The organism is Corynebacterium sp. AOP36-E1-14 (assembly GCF_052377495.1).
Lineage (GTDB): Bacteria > Actinomycetota > Actinomycetes > Mycobacteriales > Mycobacteriaceae > Corynebacterium.
Genome location: NZ_JBQSWV010000008.1, coordinates 99,001 through 113,955, shown reverse-complemented (window position 1 = coordinate 113,955; position 14,955 = coordinate 99,001). Strand labels below are relative to the sequence as shown.

Annotated in this window: 15 protein-coding genes; 6 read left to right on the top strand and 9 right to left on the bottom strand. The window is 67.5% G+C overall.

Translation table 11 applies throughout. The features are described from left to right. The 4 genes from ACT3TD_RS05815 to ACT3TD_RS05800 all read right to left on the bottom strand — a co-directional run. Positions 1–890, bottom strand: an 890-nt coding sequence (locus ACT3TD_RS05815) for an OPT/YSL family transporter (RefSeq protein ID WP_444614896.1), incomplete at its 3' end; no start/stop codon positions are given. A gap of 64 nt (positions 891–954) precedes the next feature. Continuing rightward, positions 955–1,899: a DUF1177 domain-containing protein gene (locus ACT3TD_RS05810; protein WP_441579752.1), complete on the bottom strand. Its 945-nt coding sequence runs from the start codon at positions 1,897–1,899 to the stop codon at positions 955–957. Continuing rightward, positions 1,899–2,627, bottom strand: a complete 729-nt coding sequence (gene pepE / locus ACT3TD_RS05805) for a dipeptidase PepE (RefSeq protein ID WP_444614897.1) — start codon at positions 2,625–2,627, stop codon at positions 1,899–1,901. The genes ACT3TD_RS05810 and pepE overlap by 1 nt, the downstream gene beginning before the upstream one ends. Before the next feature lie 4 nt (positions 2,628–2,631). Beyond that, positions 2,632–3,810 (bottom strand): aminotransferase class V-fold PLP-dependent enzyme, encoded by a 1,179-nt coding sequence (locus tag ACT3TD_RS05800; protein WP_444637972.1) that lies wholly within the window; start codon positions 3,808–3,810, stop codon positions 2,632–2,634. A gap of 125 nt (positions 3,811–3,935) precedes the next feature. Here ACT3TD_RS05800 and ACT3TD_RS05795 point away from each other — a divergent pair, with 125 nt between their 5' ends. Beyond that, positions 3,936–4,688, top strand: a complete 753-nt coding sequence (locus ACT3TD_RS05795; RefSeq protein WP_441579755.1) for an IclR family transcriptional regulator — start codon at positions 3,936–3,938, stop codon at positions 4,686–4,688. 42 nt (positions 4,689–4,730) lie between these two features. On the opposite strand, the gene ACT3TD_RS05790 is transcribed toward ACT3TD_RS05795, so the two are convergent. Further along, entirely contained in the window at positions 4,731–4,907 is a 177-nt protein-coding gene (locus tag ACT3TD_RS05790; protein WP_441579756.1) for a hypothetical protein, read from the bottom strand. 159 nt (positions 4,908–5,066) lie between these two features. Here ACT3TD_RS05790 and ACT3TD_RS05785 point away from each other — a divergent pair, with 159 nt between their 5' ends. From ACT3TD_RS05785 to ACT3TD_RS05775, 3 genes are all read left to right on the top strand, one after another. Beyond that, positions 5,067–6,005, top strand: coding sequence for an alpha/beta hydrolase (locus tag ACT3TD_RS05785; RefSeq protein WP_441579757.1), 939 nt, complete (start codon positions 5,067–5,069; stop codon positions 6,003–6,005). A 77-nt stretch (positions 6,006–6,082) separates the two neighbouring features. Next, complete coding sequence (locus ACT3TD_RS05780) at positions 6,083–7,345, top strand: SLC13 family permease (protein ID WP_444614899.1); 1,263 nt, start codon at positions 6,083–6,085, stop codon at positions 7,343–7,345. Positions 7,346–7,364: 19 nt separating this feature from the next. Beyond that, positions 7,365–8,483, top strand: coding sequence for a PrpF domain-containing protein (locus ACT3TD_RS05775; protein WP_444614900.1), 1,119 nt, complete (start codon positions 7,365–7,367; stop codon positions 8,481–8,483). Positions 8,484–8,495: 12 nt separating this feature from the next. Here ACT3TD_RS05775 and ACT3TD_RS05770 read toward each other — a convergent pair whose 3' ends face one another. Continuing rightward, positions 8,496–9,200 carry a TetR/AcrR family transcriptional regulator gene (locus ACT3TD_RS05770; protein WP_441579760.1) on the bottom strand — a complete coding sequence of 235 codons (705 nt, stop codon included), beginning with the start codon at positions 9,198–9,200 and terminating at the stop codon, positions 8,496–8,498. Positions 9,201–9,309: 109 nt separating this feature from the next. On the opposite strand from ACT3TD_RS05770, the gene ACT3TD_RS05765 reads away from it, so the two are divergent. Both ACT3TD_RS05765 and ACT3TD_RS05760 read left to right on the top strand, forming a co-directional pair. Next, positions 9,310–10,065 carry an SDR family oxidoreductase gene (locus ACT3TD_RS05765; RefSeq protein ID WP_444614901.1) on the top strand — a complete coding sequence of 252 codons (756 nt, stop codon included), beginning with the start codon at positions 9,310–9,312 and terminating at the stop codon, positions 10,063–10,065. A 53-nt stretch (positions 10,066–10,118) separates the two neighbouring features. Next, positions 10,119–10,433, top strand: coding sequence for a nuclear transport factor 2 family protein (locus tag ACT3TD_RS05760; RefSeq protein WP_301443905.1), 315 nt, complete (start codon positions 10,119–10,121; stop codon positions 10,431–10,433). Between the two features lie 22 nt (positions 10,434–10,455). On the opposite strand, the gene ACT3TD_RS05755 is transcribed toward ACT3TD_RS05760, so the two are convergent. The 3 genes from ACT3TD_RS05755 to ACT3TD_RS05745 form a co-directional block, all read right to left on the bottom strand. Next, complete coding sequence (locus tag ACT3TD_RS05755; protein ID WP_444637971.1) at positions 10,456–11,850, bottom strand: aldehyde dehydrogenase family protein; 1,395 nt, start codon at positions 11,848–11,850, stop codon at positions 10,456–10,458. Between the two features lie 100 nt (positions 11,851–11,950). Next, complete coding sequence (locus tag ACT3TD_RS05750; protein ID WP_441579598.1) at positions 11,951–13,315, bottom strand: APC family permease; 1,365 nt, start codon at positions 13,313–13,315, stop codon at positions 11,951–11,953. Beyond that, positions 13,308–14,954: an amidohydrolase gene (locus tag ACT3TD_RS05745; RefSeq protein ID WP_441579599.1), complete on the bottom strand. Its 1,647-nt coding sequence runs from the start codon at positions 14,952–14,954 to the stop codon at positions 13,308–13,310. The genes ACT3TD_RS05750 and ACT3TD_RS05745 overlap by 8 nt, the downstream gene beginning before the upstream one ends. Position 14,955: the final 1 nt, after the last annotated feature.

Sequence of the window (14,955 nt, the reverse complement as noted above, 5' to 3'; positions counted from 1 at the left end):
ACGAAGAGAATGTAGCCCGTGCTGATCGCGCGGCCAAGGGCGGCATCGGTGATGGTGTACCCGAGGGTCTCGTCCTTCGCCACTTCGTCCAGTCGGGCAGTCTCGGAGCGCTTTCCCGATGCTGTCCGGGACTTGAAGATGATCCAGACGACCTGCAGCAATGCGACCACGCCGGCACCGATCATGAAACCGTGAGCGACGTAGAGCTCACTCAGGTTGATGTCCCACAATGCTGGCGCGTACTGCGCGATCAACAGCCCGAATGCAAACATCAGCAGGGCCCAGAGGTTGCCGATCAGTGCGACGCCGGCTGCCGACATCGGCAAAGAAAGAAGAGAACCACCGATACCGACGACGGCACCGCCGAGGAGGATGAAAACGCGTCGACCTCCGAGGACTCCGGCGCGAATGGTCTCCGCCGAGGCGACCCCGGGCGGCCACGGGGCAGATGCCGGCATGAACCTGGAGCCGAAAGCACGGAACAGCACGAACACGTCGACCGCGACTCCGATTGAGCATCCGAGAAGCATCGGCCACACGAGTTCGGGTTGACCGAGTGCATACGGGACGGCAATGGGCGCGAGCAGTGCGTTCGCTGCTGCGAATGTCGCCGTTGAGATGGCGGTCTGCAGCAGGTTCTGTCGGTGAGGGTTCTTGAATTTGCGTAGCCCGGCGAATGACGCCCTGCCGATCATCATGGCTATGACAGCGCCGATGACGCTGGTGTTGGCGGAGATTCCCAGCGTGGTGATCAGGTGTACACCGATGATCGCGCCGAGGAGGCTCAGAAGGATGCAAAGGATGAATACGCCGGGTTCATAGGCACGGGGATGCTGTGGCGGTGCAGTAGGGGTGGCAGTGGTGTTATCTGCTGCGGGTGGGGTTTCCATGATGGCTCTTTCTCGCAGGGGAGGGGTGGCCCGGGCGCGCGTGTGGTCGCGCGCCCTGATCGCCCTATTGTTGGAAGCGGTCCATGGGGCCGTAGCGCTCGGTCAGGGTGGCGACCTCGTCAGAATCTACGAAGCTCACCTCGCCCCGGCCGAACTGTTTCGCAGCCTGAACGGCGAAGCGGGTGGCGTCGAACAGTGCGGACTCGTAGCTGGCACCCGTGGATGACCCTGGGACTACAGCCTTGGCGGTGAGCGCGACGCCCACGACCGGGGCGTCTGTGGCGACCGTCGGCTGCATGATCGAGTTGAAGTGCCTCAGTCCATTGTCGTACGGGGTGATGTCCTGCTGCGACAGAGGGAACGTCCTCGCGGGCTCGCCCGTCGCATACTCCAGCAGTGTGACCAGATCATTCGCGACCGGCAGTAGATAGCCGGCCTGGGCGGTCGGGGAGATCGCCACACCGCGGTGGTTTATCAGCCGATTTCCCTTGGACGTGTCGAAGGACAAGATCGCGTCCATTGAGTTGTCGACCTCGTGGGCGTTCATGACGTCCGAGGACACTGGGGTGCCCATGAAGTCGACGGGCTCCCTCGGAGTGATGCTCACGTGCGTGGCCACATGGGTGGTGATTACGACATCCCCGTCGAGTCGTCCTCCGGCAGCCGCAAGTCGGATGAGTCGCAGGGCCGCCGCCAGCACGACGATCGACCCGTCGGCGTCGGAGACGTAGCCGATTCGCTCCGGTTGTGCCTGTTGGGCGCCGAGCCTGCCGACCAGTCCGAGGGTCGGAGAGTTGCCTCCGGCCGATGCGCCGGAGATCCCCGGGATCGTGATCTTCAGGAAGTCGCAGAACTTGGAGGTGTCCTCCGGCTCGTCGTAGCTGACCCGTTCCACGTTGATGCGTACGCCGGGCGCGGCTGGCGCGCGGAGCAGCTCGGCGATGCGCTCACCGGTGAGCCCCGGGTCGTCCATGAGGTCGCAGACGTCCATGATTTCGCGAAGTGACATCAGTTGGCCGGTCCTTTCAGGTCGGAGAGGGGGAAGCGCTTGTTCCGCGCGAGGGTGGTCGGCTCGACACCGTGGGAGAAGACGAGTGCGTCGCGCTCTCCGAGGACCTCACCGTCGGTGCCGTCGACCAACAGGGCACCGCCTTCGTAGAGCCCCAGCACCTCCTCGGTCGGGTTGATCTCCGTGAACTCCAGCAACCTCTCCTCCCGGCTCTCGCCGTTGTGGCCCTGTGGCTTGCCGGGGATGAAGTGGGGGTTGATCTGGAAGGGGACGAGGCAGATGGAGGCTAGCGTCGGCGGTTCGACGATGGGCATGTCGTTCGTCGTGCGGATGGTTGGGGTGGCGACGTTCGTCCCCGCGCTCCAACCGATGTAGGAGGCGTGGCCGCCGCTGACCCGGTCCCGGATCGCGTCGACGAGACCGGCCTCGTAGAGACGACTCAACAGGGCGAAACTGTTGCCACCGCCGACTGCGATGACGTCGGCGTCGTTGACGGCGGCTACGGGGTCGTCGAAATGGTGTACCGAGGTCAGTTCGGCGTCTGCAGCGAGGAATGCGGGGGACGCCAGTTCCTCGTAGGCGTCGTAGCTAAATGACACTGCTGCGTAGGGGATGAAGAGGACTTTGCGGCTCGTCCCCTCCAGGATGGTGCGGAGCTGTGTGTCGGCGTGCTCCAGGTATCCCAGATTGTCCTTCCGGGAACTGCTCATGAGAAGTGCGCGAGTCATGCGGTTATTCCTTCCACGTTGAGATCGCGTCGACGAGACGGTCGATCTCCTGGCTGGTGTTGAAGTAGTTGAGTGAGATCCGGGCCATCTTCTCGATGCCGTATTCCGCGAGGATCGGGCCAGCCATGAAGTGTCCTGACTCGATGATGATGCCGCGGTCTTCCAGCGACCTCGTGAGTTGGTCTGAATCGACGGTGCGGAGGTTGAAGGGGATAATTCCCAGGCGGCGGGAGTCGTCCTCGGGGCCATAGATGTCCACGTCGCCGAGGGCGCGGAGTCGGCCAGCTGCGTAGTCCGTGAGCTCATGGACGGTCTGGTGGATATGGTCGACGCCGACGTGCTGGGCGGCCTCGACCGCACCGCCGAGGGCAAGGACGGCGGGGACGTTGGGGGAGCCCGCCTCCAGGCGCCGGGCGGTCGTGGGGAAGGTCACGTCGCCGGTGGTGGGATCGATGCTGGAGTTCCACCATCCGGCGAGCGTCGGCCGGAGTTGTTCCACGAGGGAGGAACGTACCGCGAGGACTCCCGACCCTTCGATGCCGCGTAGCCCCTTGCGGGTGCACGCGGAGATGAAGTCGCAACTCCAGTCGTCGAATCCCAGGGGGACGATGCCGAGCGACTGTGCGGCATCGACATGGGTGAGGACTCCGCGGGCGGCGGCGACCTCGCAGATGTCGCGGACAGGCTGGACGACACCGGTCACGTTCGACAGGGACGCGAAGGTGATCAGCCGGGTGCGGTCCGTGATCGCATCGGCGATCTGCCCGGGGTCGAGGACTCCGGTGGCCCCTGCTTCCACGGTGACGACCTTGATCCCGACCTCTTGCTCGAGAAGTCGCCAGATGGCAACGTTGCTCAGCATCTCGGTGTCGGGGACGATGATCTCGTCACCCTCGACCCACTGCAATCCGCGGGCTACGAGACAGATGGCCTCGGTGCCGTTGCGGGTGAAGGCAATTTCCTCAGGTTCGGCCTGGAAGAGGGTCGCGGTCTCGGCCCGGATCTCCTCCACCCGTGCATAGATCTCGCTCCTGAACTGGGGAAGGTAGGGGCCGACCTCCCCGGTTTTCCTGAGGTAGTCCACGGCTGCGTCGACAGCCCCCTGAACGGGCGGCGCTGCGGCGGCCGTGTCGAAGTACGCGTAGTCCGTGTACGGTTCGTCGGCTGAGTTCACGTCTGTCACGGAGAACTCCTTCCTTGGTGTTGTAGGTCTCTTCCGGTAGGTAATACCGGTCTGGATCACTTCATAGCCTCCGGTACCGGTTTCGTAAGGGCAATAGGTTTCCCGCTATACGGTAAGTTGGTTACATGACCGACACACTGAAGAGCGCGGAACGTGCCCTCGCGACACTTCTGTTGTTCGACGCCGACCGGCGCGAGGTCGGTGTCTCGGAGCTGGCACGTCACCTCGGGTGCTCGACATCGACGGCGATGAGGACGATTGACACGCTCACTGCGATGGACTTCCTGCGTCGAGATCCGAGACGGAGGACCTACAGACTCAGTGGACGGGTTCTGGGGCTCGCGCGGACCTGGCATGGAACGGCATCCCTGGCTAACCAGACCAGGGCGGTTGTCGCGAAGTTGGCGGAGGACACGGGGCTCACCGCGACTTTCGCCGTCGCCGACCATGCGCACATGAGGGCTGTGGTGGCGGTCGATGGAGTGGAGGGGCCGTTGCGGAACTATCCGATGACCGGTGAACTTTTCCCTGCCCATGTGGGGGCGATCTCGAAGGCCTACTACGCGTTTCTTCCTTCGATCATGCGAAACCAGCTCACCGGTAGCCGGCCGATGGCGCACTACACGGACAAGACCAGGACCGCAGTGACGGACATTGAGGAACAGTTCGCTGAGATCCGGAGGAACGGCTATTGCGCGACGAAAGGGGAGTACGACGCGGACGTGTCCGCGCTCGCGATGCCCATCAGGGCGGCGAAGGACCCGCTCGGGTCGGTGTCCGTGGCGACGAAAGGTGACCTTGAGATCACCGAGCAATTGCTCGGGCGGGTCGCTGAGTCGGCGAAGGAGATCGGGGGGCTGCTGGGGCGGCGACAGTGACCACCGAAAAGTGGTAACACTTCCGGCCGGTGGCCTAAGGCGTCAGCCTTGGCGCCCCATCTTCTTGACCCGGAGCTTGGCGAGGATGCCCACGACCATGAGCAGCAGGCCGGCGGCAAGGAAACGCTCCGGCAGTACGCTGACCACGCCGAGGATCACGATGATCAGGCCGAGGATCTCGGCGACCCAGGCCAGCACGTTCATTCGTCCGGCGGTCATGATGGTCCTTTCGGCAGGTGCGGTCCGGCCCGCGGGCCGGGGTGACTGGACCAGGGTAGCAAGGGGGAGCGCGCACGCATCATCACCTGCGCTTATGGTCCTGGCGGGAACCTAAACACTGACGGGCACGCTGCGCGCGCGCTGGTGAGAATGAGGAGCATGATTCGACTCAAGGTTCTCCGTCGGGCAGTCGCACTGTCCCTCGCCGGGCTTCTCGTCCTGTCCGGCACCGCCCACGCTGCCCCCGCCTACGCCGACTACGCCGGGGGAGGACGATACAGCGTCTCCGAGTCCGGCCAGTGGGCGCCGCCACCCTTCGGCCCCGGCGGTGTGCCGGTGCTCCAGTTCGGCCACCGGGACTACGTCCCGCGGTCGTCCGACCCGAACCAGAAGTTCCCCTTCGTCCTGATGACCGCCGGCGTGGGCGGCGACGGGCGGTACTTCGGGGAGAGCTACGCGAAGAAGCTGGCGTCCCGCGGGTACGCGGTGCGCATCGGCTACGGCGCGGCGAACCTGACCTTCGTCACCCCGGAGGCGCACCTGAGCAGCCTCGGGCTGGAGATCACGCAGGGACGCGCCGGGGAGCTGGCGCGCCGGGCGGACTTCTCCCGCAGTGCGCTGGTCGGGTACTCCGCCGGTGCGGGGGCCTCGATGTGGGCGTCGGCGACGCAGGGTGGGGTGGCCCCGGCCCTCGGCGCGCAGATCCCCGGGTTCCGCCTGGCGGGTGCGGTGGCGATGGGGCTGCCGGCGAACTACTACGCCGCGGAGCCGCTGGTGCCGGACAACCTGCCGTTCCTGATCATGTACGGAGAGAACGACGCCTACGGTCTGGGCGGGGTGTCGCACCAGGCGATGCACGCGCTCGCCGAGAACAAGCACCAGACCATCGTCGGGGTGCGCGGCACCGACCACCTGGGCCCGGTGACCAGTGCACCGGTGGACTACCAGGGCCGGTTCTTCACGCTGATGACCGCCTGGCTGGACGGCAACCTGCGTGGCGACCAGGGTGCCCGCGAGGCTTTCCGGGTCAAGGACCGCAACCTGGTCCGCGCCGACTACTACACGGTCTACGACCAGACGGCCCGGGCGCGACGCTGACTTCCGGCCTCTCGTCGGTTTGCGTCACACGCTCAAACAAGTACAGTTAAGTATCTAAACTAGTTGTAGGAGCTCGAGTGACCTTTCCGCAGACGTTGTCCCTGGTGTTGTTGATCGTCGTCCTGCTGTTGGCGGTGTGGAAGAAGGTCAACATCGGCACGCTGTCCCTCGGGGCGGCTTTCGTGCTGGTGCTGGTCTCCGGCGCGGACACGGGTGAGATGTACGAGGCGTTCCCCGCCAGCCTCGTGGTGCTGATCATCGGGGTGTCCCTGATGTTCAGCCACCTGCAGCTCAGTGGTTCCATCCACTGGGTGATCGACGGGGCGTTCCGTGTCGTGGGCGACCGCAAGGCGCTGATCCCCTGGGTGGGGTTCCTGCTGGGCGGGTTCCTGTCCACGGTCGGTGTGTTCAGCACGGGGCCGATCGCCGTCCTCGTCCCGCTCGTCGCGTTCATCTCCGTGAGCTACCGGGGCACCTACCTGATCAACGAACTGGGTGTCATCCTGGGCGCGGTCGCGCTCGGGATGTCCCCGTTGAACCCCACGGGTGCCACGATCAGCCGGCTCGCGTCGGATGCCGGGGTGACCTACTCCGAATGGGGCCTGTGGGCCGTGGCGGTCGTCGTGACCGCGGTGGTTCTCACCGTCCTGCAGGTCGTCTTCGCCGCCCTGGGACGCAAGGGGAAGCTCCTCATCGAGCCGCAGGCCGCGCAGGTCGAGGAGGGCAAGGGTCCCGCGCAGGTGAAGAACAAGGTCTACGCCGTCAGCTCGCTGGTGGGCCTGGGTGTCTTCGTCGTCTGCGTCGTGGTGTTCGGGCTGGACGTCGGTCTCACGTCCATGGCGGTCGCCGCCGTGCTCCAGCTGGTCTTCCGGCCGTCGCAGGACGGGATGTTCGACCAGGTGCCGTGGAGTGCCGTCCTGCTGATCGGCGGTCTGCTCACGTACCTGGGGCTGCTGCAGTCGACCGGCACGATCGACGCGATCCAGGACGCCCTCGGTGGTGCGGCGGCCGGTGCGCTGCTGCTGCTGGTGCTGGCGTACCTCACCGCTCTGCTGTGCAACGTGGAGTCCTCGGCCCTCGGCGTGCTGAGCATGACGATGCCGCTGGTGTTCGGCTTCTTCGGCGATTCGCCGGCGATCTTCTGGGTCGTGGCCGCGGTCGCGATCCCCTCCGGGCTCATGGTCATGAACCCGATCCACATCGCCGGCACGCTGGTGGTGGGCAACGCCGAGGTGAAGCGGCAGAACGACGTCTTCAGGGCCTTCATGGTCACCGCCCTCTGCATGACGGCGGTGGTCCCGGGTGTGCTGTGCATCCTCCCGCTGGTCGTCGGGCTGTGACTCGTGCAGGATGAGCGCCATGGCAAACACGATGGCAAACGAGATTCGCGTGTCGGTGATGCGCGGTGGCACGAGTCGTGGCGTCTTCCTGCGTCTACGTGACCTGCCGCGGGACGCCGGCGCCCGCGACGCCCTGTGCGTGGGCCTGACCGGCGGACCGGACCCCCTGGCCGTCGACGGGCTGGGCGGCGGGGCGTCGTCGAACACGAAGGTGATGGCGGTCGGTGTGCCGGACGACCTTGCTGGCCTTGCCGACCTGCCGTGGCACGGTTCCTGCCCCGGCGACGTGGACCTCGTCAGCGTCTTCGCCCAGCCCGCGGTCGACTCCACCACCGTGGACTGGACGGGCAACTGCGGCAACCTGAGCGCCGCGGTGAGCGCCTTCGCGCTGGACGCGGGGCTCGTCGGACCCCGCGGCGACCGCACGACGCTGCGGGTCTGGAACGCCAACACCGGTGCGGTCTTCGTGCTGGACCACGCGCTGGAGGACGGGCGGCTCCCGCGCGACGGTGACTACGTGATGTCCGGCGCCGGGCGTCCCGGGCCCCGCATCGACCTGAGTTTCCTGGAGCCCGGCGGTGAGACGACCGGGTCGGTGCTCCCGCTGGGGCCGGTGACGGTGCTCGACGGCGGCGTGCGCGCCACCCTGGTGGACGTCACGAACCCGCTGGTCATCGTCGACGCCCACGAGGTCGACGTGGACGTGACGCTCAGCCGGGACGAACTCAACACCGACGCCGGGTTGCTGGAACGCATCGAGCGCCTACGGCAGGACGCCGCGCGGCGCATGGGGCTGCCCGAGAGTGCCGTCGTCCCGAAGGTCGCGTGCGTCGCACGCGGGGCGCGCGGTGCCGACGGCACCGGCGCCGCCGACGTGGTCGTGCGTGTGACCTCGATGGGCGTCGTCCACCATGCGGTTCCGGCGACGGCGGCGCTCGCCCTGGGGTCGGCGGCGGCGTTGCCGGGGACGGTGATGGACGCCGTCCTGCCGGGCGGGACGCAGGCGGAGACCACCATCCGGCACCCGAAGGGGACGGTCACCGTCCTGGCGGAGACGTCCGACGGGGTGCTGGTGTCGGCCGGGATGGCGCGCACCGCGCGCACCATCATGACGGGGACGGCGTACCTGCCGGGGTAGGTGGGCGCGCCGTCAGGCCCGGCCCGGCTGCTCGGCCCGCAACCGCTGCAGCCATTCCTGCAGCAGGCGGGTCTCGGCGGGGCCGAGGGTGTCCGGGTGGGCCGCGGCGAGTTCCGCGACCGTGGACAGTGCGTGGGAGGACGCCGCGTCGTCCTGCTCCGCAGCGCCGGTGATGGCGCTGATGACGCCTTCGCGGACCGCCGCGGAGAGCGCGGGGTCGGGAGCGTCCTGCACGATCTGGCGCAGGGTGACGCCGACGTTCGTCGCCAGGATGTGCTCCGTTGCCTGGGCCGGGGGGACGCAGAGCCGGCCCTGGTCGGCGGCCTGGGTCGCCAGTCCGAGCAGGATCTCGGTGGGTCGCGACTGCGCGGCGGGGGCGTGGCCGGGCTGCACCTCGCCGTACATCAACGCGTAGAAACCGGGGTTCCTGAGCCCGAAGGCCACGTGGGCGTCCCAGCCGGTGCGGATGTCCTGGATCGGGTCGCCGGTCCACTCCATCGCCTGTTTCTCGGCGATGTACATGTCGAAACCGTGCTCGACCACGGCATCCGCCAACCCCTGCTTCGAGCCGAAGAAGTGGTACGCGGTCGGAAGTTTCACGCCCACGGTGTCGCACACCGCCCGGAGCGAGAAACCTTCGCCGGGGGAGTTGGCGATCAGTTCCGCCGCAGCGGAGATCAGCTTCTCCCGCGTTCCCGTCGACACGTCCGTGCTCATGCTGCTACCGTAGCGCACATATCGACGATATAGGACCCTGTATCGACGATAGGCGCGGCGACGATCGTGCCACTCCGGACGTACTCGAGAACCAGGAAGGGAAGACACCATGGCAGACCACACGCTCAGGGGCAGGAACGTCCTGATCGCCGGCGGCGGCAAGAACCTCGGCGGGCTGGTGGCCCGGCAGTTCGCGGCCGAGGGCGCGAACATCGTGATCCACTACAACTCCGACTCCAGCCGCGGGGAGGCGGAGGAGACGCTGGCGGCGGTCGAGGAACAGGGCGTACGTGCCGGGCTCGTCCGCGGTGACCTCACCTCCGCCGCGAACGTCGGGACGCTGTTCGACGAGGCGGAGGGTCTGCTCGGCCCGGTCGACGTGGCGGTCAACACCGTCGGCAAGGTCCTGCGCAAGCCCATCGTGGAGACCACCGAGGACGAGTACGACGCGATGTTCGACATCAACTCCAAGGCCGCGTTCTTCTTCCTCAAGGAGGCGGGACGGCGCCTCTCCGACGACGGGAAGATCATCACCGTGGTCACCGCGCTGCTCGCCGCCTACACCGACGGCTACTCGACCTACGCCGGCGGCAAGGCCCCGGTGGAGCACTTCACCCGCGCGGCGTCCAAGGAGTTCGCCGACCGGGGGATCTCGGTGAACGCCGTGGCACCCGGACCGATGGACACACCGTTCTTCTACGGGCAGGAGACCCCGGAACGCGTGGAGTTCCACAAGTCGCAGGCGCTGGGAGGCCAGCTCACCCAGATCGGGGACATCGCACCGATCATCCGGTTCCTGGCCAGCGACGGCTGGTGGATCACCGGGCAGACCATCTTCGCCAACGGCGGATACACCACCCGCTGAGAAAGGCGTTGACGATGACGGACGTAGACAGTGGGGTGCCGGACAGGCACTGCATGCCGGAACCGATCGCGTCGTTCTTCGACTCGGTCAACGCCCATGACGGGCAGGCGTTCCTGGACGCCTTCACCGAGGACGGTGTGGTCGACGACTGGGGTCACCGTGTCGCGGGGAGGGACGGTATCGACGCCTGGAGCGCGGTGGCGTTCATCGGGTCGAGGCCGACCTTCGTCGCGGAGGACGTGCTCATCGCGGACGGGCGGGTGATCGTCGACGGTGACTGGCGCTCCGGCTACGTCAGCGGCCCGTCCCGCTTCGACTTCGAGATCACCGGAGGCAAGATCGCGAAGATGACCATCAGCGAGGGATGACCTACGGGGCTGCCCCGGGCGCCTACTTCTTCACCGAGTACAGGCGCTTGTTCACGAACTCGTCCATGCCCAGCGGGCCGAGCTCGCGGCCGTAGCCGGAGCGCTTCACCCCGCCGAAGGGCATATCCTCGGTCTCCGGGGCGGGCTGGTTCACGCCGACCATGCCGGCCTCCAGGCCCTCGGCGAACTTCTCGGCGCGTCCCTCCTCGGTGGCGTAGACCGAGGAACCCAGGCCGTACTGGGTGTCGTTGGCCAGGGTCAGCGCCTCCTCGTCCGAGGACACCTTGTACACCTGTACCACCGGTCCGAAGAACTCCTCGTAGTAGATGTCGGAGCCGACCTCGATGTCGGTGATCACCGCGGGGGACACGAAGAACCCGTCGGCGTGCCCGCCACCGACGCGCTCACCGCCGGTGCGCAGCGTCGCACCGGACTCCACGGCGGCGCCGATCTGCGAGACGATCTTGTCCGCGGCGCCCTCCGAGGACATCGGGCCGAACGCGGTCAGCACGTCGTCGACCTTCGCGGGGTCGGACGGCTTCAGCGCGCCGATGATGTGCACGGCCTCGTCGACGAACTCGTCGTAGACGTCCTCGTGCACGATGATGCGCTTGTTGGAGTTGCAGGCCTGGCCGGTGTTCTCCAGGCGGATCTCCAGGGCGTTGCGCGCCGCGGCGCGGATGTCGTCGCTGGACAGGATCACGTAGGGGTCGGAACCGCCGAGCTCCAGCACGGCCTTCTTCAACGCCGCACCCGCCTGCGCGGCGATCGCGGCGCCGGCACGCTCCGAACCGGTCAGCGAGACACCCTGAACGCGGGGGTCCTCGATGACCGTGGCGATCTGGTCGTGGGTGGCGAAGATGTTGGTGTACACGCCCTCCGGCACGCCGGCATCGTCCATGATCTTCTGGATGGCCAGGGCGGACTCCGGCACGCTCTCGGCGTGCTTGAGCAGGATCGTGTTGCCCAGCATCAGGTTCGGTGCGGCGAAACGGGCGACCTGGTAGTAGGGGTAGTTCCAGGGCATGATGCCCAGCAGCGTGCCCACCGGCCGACGCTGCACCACGCTGCGCGACTCGGCGGTGTCCTCGATCACGAGGTCCTCGGTGAGTTTCGCGGCGTGGGTGGCGTAGTAGCGGAAGATGTCGCCGCTGAACTCGGCCTCCCCGGGTGCCTCGGCGACGGGCTTGCCCATCTCGCGGGTGATGATCGCGCCCAGTTCGTCCTGCCGCTCGGCGAACAGGTCGGCGACGCGGTTGACGATCTTTGCGCGCTCCTCGAGGCTCGTCGCCGCCCAGGACGCCGCGGCGGCGTGGGCGGAGTCCAGGGCTGCGCTGATCTCGGCGTCGGTGGCGTGGTCGTGCTCGGACAGGACGGTGCCGGTGGCGACGTCGATGCTGCGGTAGGGGTTGTTCATGGTGCGGTCCTCGCTGTTCATGTCGTTTCGTGTGTTCGTGAGGTCGTTGTCGGGGACGTGGTGCCGATTGTAGGTACGATTTCGGAGAGCAGTCTCGGGGTCAGTCCATTCCCTCCAGGTCCGGCGTCGGCCGCCGGAAGCCATGGGTGATGACGGCCAGCCAGAGGACACCGATCGCGACCCAGGCGATGCCCACGGCCAGGGCGAGTCCGGAGAGACTCGTCCACAACCAGAGCGTGATGAGGAACCCCAGGGCGGGCACGATGAGGTGGTTGACCACCCCGCGGGCACCCCTCTTCTTCTCGGTGAAGAAGAAGTGCCGGATGACGGCGAGGTTGACCAGGGTGAACGCCGTGAGCGCTCCGAAGCTGATCAACGACGACACGGTGTCCAGGTCCAGCACCAGGGCCAGCACCCCGATCAGGGAGGTCAGGATGATCGCGGCGAAGGGGCTCTTGTACCGCGCACTCAACCGGCCGAAGACGGCCTTGGGCAGCACGCCGTCGCGGCCCATCGAGTAGATGATCCGCGACACCGCGGCCTGGGACGTCAGGGCCGAACCCAACGACCCGGCGACGTAGGCGGCGGTGAAGAACGCCCCGAGGAATGCGCCGCCGGCCGCGGACATGACCTCGACCGCCGCGGCGTCGACGTCGGCGAAGGTCGACTGGGGCAGGACCAGGTGGGAGACGTAGGCCAGGGCGGTGAACAGGCCTCCGGCGATGAGGGTCGTCAGCATGATGGCGCGGGGTACCGTGCGCTGCGGGTTCTTCGCGTCCTCGGAGAAGGTGCTTACCGCGTCGAACCCCAGGAAGGAGAGGCACAGGATCGCCGCTCCGGCGATGAGGGGGTCGAGGCCGGGCTCGCTGCCGTCACCCCTCAGCGGCGCGAGCAGGTCCACGGACCCGGACCCGTTGAGCGAGAAGACCGACGAGACCACGAACACCACGATGAACACCGCCTGGAGGGCGACGATCAGGTACGTCGTCCGGGCGATCGTCACGATCCCGAAGAGGTTCAACGTGGTCACCAGCACGATACCGGCGAGTGCGAAACCCCAGGCCGGGACGGCGGGGATCGCCTCGTGGGCGTAGATCCCGAGCACCAGGTAGTTGATCATCGGCAGGAACAGGTAGTCCATCATCAGCGCCCACCCGGTCAGGAATCCGACCGGTCCGCCGAAGGTCCGGCGGGAGTAGACGTAGGCGGACCCTGCCACGGGGAACGCCCGCGACAGCAGCCCGTAGGACCGGGCGGTGAACATCATCGCCACGAGCGTGACCAGGTAGGCCAACGGCAACCGGCCGCCGGTGATCTGCGTGACGATGCCGTAGGTGGTGAAGATGGTCAGCGGCACCATGTACACCAGTCCGAAGAGGACCAGTGACGACGTCCCGAGCGTGCGGGTCAGGTGCGGTGGGTCGGTGGTCGCCTGCGGTGGGGCGACGGTCGCGGTCTCAGTCACGTTCGCCCCCGTACACGCGGTCCTCGAGGACGTACGTGGCGACCACGTTCGCGTCGAGGACCTCGCGGGGTTCGACCGTCAGCGGGTCGACGTCCAGCTCGATGAAGTTGGCCTGGAAACCCTCCCGGACGTACCCGGTGGAGTCCATGTGCCCGGCGTAGGCACCGCCGGCGGTGAGCGCAGAGAGTGCCTCGGCCGGCGTGAAGGCGCGTTCCGGGTGGTACGGCGGCAGCGACGGGGACAGCGACGAACCGCCGGTCAGGGCGATGTACAGGTTCGGCAGCGCCTCGTGCGGTGCGGTGGGGGCGTCGGTCCCCAGGGTCATGGGGATGCCGGACTCCCGGATCCTGTGCCACGGGAACCCGCGCTCCTGACGCTCGTCGCCGAGCACGGCCTTCCAGTTCTCCAGGATCGCCGGGTCACTGTGCACCGGCTGCATGGACGCCACGGCGCCGAGTTCCGCCATGCGGTGGATCGTCGCGTCGGTCACGCTCTCCAGGTGCTCGATGCGGTGCCGACGGGACCGGATGTCGCTGCCGTTCTCGGCGGCACAGTGCTCGAGCACGTCGATCGCGATCTCGCTGGTGCGGTCGCCGATGGCGTGCATGGCGATCTGCAGTCCGGCGGCGTCGACCGCGGCGGCGACCGGTTTCATGCTCCCGGCGTCCCAGATGGGGTCGGCGTTGGTGCCGTCGGCGTAGGCGCAGCACATGGTGGCGGTCCTCGCGTCGATGACGCCGTCCATGATGAACTTCACCCCGGCGATGCGGAACCAGCCGGACTCGCCGCCGGTCTCGAGTTCCTCGCGCAGCGCCACCACCTGGTCGACCTGGGCGAGGTTCTCCGCGGGGTCGTCCTCGGCGATCATCAGCACGTGCCCGGTGATCGGGAACGGCAGCCGTCCGTCACGCTCGATGATGGTGCGTACGGCGGCGACCTCCGGTGCGGTCAGTGCCATGTCGGTGACACCGGTGACCCCGGACTCCAGGTAGGCGTCGAAGGCCAGCCGCAGGGAGGCGACCCGGTCGTCCAGGGTGGTGATGCTGTCGAGGAAGTCCCAGGCGTACTTGCGTCCGGCGGTCTCGTAGAGCAGCCCGGTCGCCTCGCCGGTGGCGTCGCGTGCGATCTCGCCGCCGACCGGGTCAGGGGTGTCGCGGTCGATGCCGGCCTCGCGCAGGGCCGCGGAGTTCAGCCAGGTGGAGTGCAGGTCGTTGGCGTCGAGGTAGACGGGGACGTCGGGGAGGACCTCGTCCAGCATCGCGGCGGTGGGGTGGGTGTCGCCGACGGCGTCGAAGAGCCAGCTGACGCCGAGCACCCGGGGAGCCTCCGGGTTGTCGCGGCGCCAGGCGAGCAGCCGGTCCTGGATCTCGGCCAGGGAACGGCAGTCGCGCAGCTGCGCCTTGCCCAGCGCGGTACCGAAGGACGCCAGGTGCGTGTGCGAGTCGATGACGCCCGGGGCGACGAAGCGTCCTGCGAGGTCGACCTCGGTGACCGCGGCCGTCGCGGCGGTGACGGCGTCCCGCACCTCGCCGAGGGTGCCGACCGCGGTGAACCGGCCGTCCTCGACGGCGAAGGCCTCGGCGGTCGGGGCGTCCGCCGCACCGGTGAAGACGGTGGCGTTGCGGTAGATGGTGCTCATG

What these genes read in the sequence shown, in the direction of transcription:
- ACT3TD_RS05810 (WP_441579752.1), bottom strand. Translation starts at nt 1,899, where the DNA reads ATGTCACTTCGCGAAATCATGGACGTCTGCGACCTCATGGACGACCCG.
- pepE (WP_444614897.1), bottom strand. Translation starts at nt 2,627, where the DNA reads ATGACTCGCGCACTTCTCATGAGCAGTTCCCGGAAGGACAATCTGGGA.
- ACT3TD_RS05795 (WP_441579755.1), top strand. Translation starts at nt 3,936, where the DNA reads ATGACCGACACACTGAAGAGCGCGGAACGTGCCCTCGCGACACTTCTG.
- ACT3TD_RS05790 (WP_441579756.1), bottom strand. Translation starts at nt 4,907, where the DNA reads ATGACCGCCGGACGAATGAACGTGCTGGCCTGGGTCGCCGAGATCCTC.
- ACT3TD_RS05785 (WP_441579757.1), top strand. Translation starts at nt 5,067, where the DNA reads ATGATTCGACTCAAGGTTCTCCGTCGGGCAGTCGCACTGTCCCTCGCC.
- ACT3TD_RS05775 (WP_444614900.1), top strand. Translation starts at nt 7,365, where the DNA reads ATGGCAAACACGATGGCAAACGAGATTCGCGTGTCGGTGATGCGCGGT.
- ACT3TD_RS05770 (WP_441579760.1), bottom strand. Translation starts at nt 9,200, where the DNA reads ATGAGCACGGACGTGTCGACGGGAACGCGGGAGAAGCTGATCTCCGCT.
- ACT3TD_RS05765 (WP_444614901.1), top strand. Translation starts at nt 9,310, where the DNA reads ATGGCAGACCACACGCTCAGGGGCAGGAACGTCCTGATCGCCGGCGGC.
- ACT3TD_RS05760 (WP_301443905.1), top strand. Translation starts at nt 10,119, where the DNA reads ATGCCGGAACCGATCGCGTCGTTCTTCGACTCGGTCAACGCCCATGAC.
- ACT3TD_RS05755 (WP_444637971.1), bottom strand. Translation starts at nt 11,850, where the DNA reads ATGAACAACCCCTACCGCAGCATCGACGTCGCCACCGGCACCGTCCTG.
- ACT3TD_RS05745 (WP_441579599.1), bottom strand. Translation starts at nt 14,954, where the DNA reads ATGAGCACCATCTACCGCAACGCCACCGTCTTCACCGGTGCGGCGGAC.